Origin of the sequence: Pseudorhodobacter sp. E13, assembly GCF_003991405.1 — a bacterium.
Taxonomy (GTDB): Bacteria; Pseudomonadota; Alphaproteobacteria; order Rhodobacterales; family Rhodobacteraceae; genus Pseudorhodobacter.
Genome location: NZ_RPEN01000100.1, coordinates 1 through 1,425, shown reverse-complemented (window position 1 = coordinate 1,425; position 1,425 = coordinate 1). Strand labels below are relative to the sequence as shown.

The 1,425-nt window shown below is 50.7% G+C and carries 1 protein-coding gene and 2 pseudogenes; all 3 read left to right on the top strand.

All coding sequences use genetic code 11. The annotated features are described in order from the left end of the window. A pseudogene (locus tag EGN72_RS00285) lies at nt 1-418 on the top strand (hypothetical protein); the annotation flags it as partial. Next, a pseudogene (locus tag EGN72_RS00280) lies at nt 310-594 on the top strand (ATP-binding protein); the annotation flags it as partial. The pseudogenes EGN72_RS00285 and EGN72_RS00280, both read left to right, overlap by 109 nt. A 168-nt stretch (nt 595-762) precedes the next feature. Further along, nucleotides 763-1,125 (top strand): hypothetical protein, encoded by a 363-nt coding sequence (locus EGN72_RS00275; RefSeq protein WP_127044681.1) that lies wholly within the window; start codon nt 763-765, stop codon nt 1,123-1,125. Nucleotides 1,126-1,425 lie beyond the last annotated feature (300 nt).

Sequence of the window (1,425 nt, the reverse complement as noted above, 5' to 3'; positions counted from 1 at the left end):
ATCCCCAAAAGCCGGATCTTCAGCTGGAAGGTTTCGGGGGCAGAATGCATCCATAATTCTTGCCAGAATTACCATCAAAACGCAATTGCCCCACGCTTTGGGGTGCTCTCCAATAACAAACATCACATTGTATACGGGTATGGCATTGACGGTGCTGATTGCCTTCTACTCTCTCCGGTATCTTTTTGATGGCGCTGATTCAGTTCACGCACTGTCCCAGACCGACGCGTTGCTGGAATCCCTGTCTGGACTGGAAGGCACATTCTGGCACGACTTCACCGTCAGCCAAAAACCGCTTTATCATTTGAACTTGATGAACTCGGCTACCTGCCGTTCAGCCCGTCCGGTGGCGCGCTGCTGTTCCACCTTCTCAGCAAACTCTATGAGCGCACCAGTGTCATCATCACGACCAACCTAAGCTTCAGTGAATGGGCGCAGGTCTTCGGTGATGCAAAGATGACAACAGCTCTGCTCGACCGGCTCACGCACCGCTGCCACATCTTAGAGACCGGCAACGACAGCTATCGCTTCAAAGCCAGCTCAGAGACCGCAAAGAAAAACACAAAGGAGGCAACCACATTGACCAAAGCATAGCCGCCGATACATAACTAAGAGCGGGTCAAATCTCGGTGACAATACCGGGTCAGTTCTCAATGACATTCAACACTCTCCCCAACTTGTCTATCAAATACCTTATAGGTGCCTTGTTTACGCCAACTTTATATTGGCTTCCTAAGCCTCGAACAAGGAAAGCTGGTTACCATGAAGCATGTAGAGAACTCCGCCGTTTGGACCAATGTTATCGCAAGCCTGATGGCAGCGGGAGTTGACAGAAGACTCGCTGTCGGGGTTGTCGATATTCTGGTAGAGAACGCGCTCCAAAGCCATGGAAAACATCATACGCCCCTTATCCTTTCAAAATGCCAAATGCTTGATGCGCCCAGCAAGGAGGCAAAGGTGATGGAAGGTGTCGATCAAATCATGCCCCGCTTATTCTCAATCACGCGGCAACTTCTCGCGGCCCCAAATCTGAAGCGCAAACATGAGGCCCACCAATATTGCAGGCACGCAGTTCTTATAGAAGGTGGTCAGCTCAGGGGTGATCTCAGGAAGACTTCCAAATGATCCGGAGATGCAGGAAGCGCCAACTGTACATCGCAAAATCGACCGTCCATTGTGGTGGCAACCGCAGATAATTTGAACTGCTCTGATGCCCACACAAGCCTGAGGTTAGAATCTGCACGTCTCAGAATACCACCAACGTCGATAACATCGCACGGCTGACCATCAGATTTATCGGTCATGATGATTGTGGACTGAACCGCCCCAGCTTTGCTGGAGACCAATTAGTCCGTTTCACGCGACCATATCGAGTGTATTCAAGTTTGCATAGAAGGCCTCCTCTGCTTCGGCCGGTGGGATGTT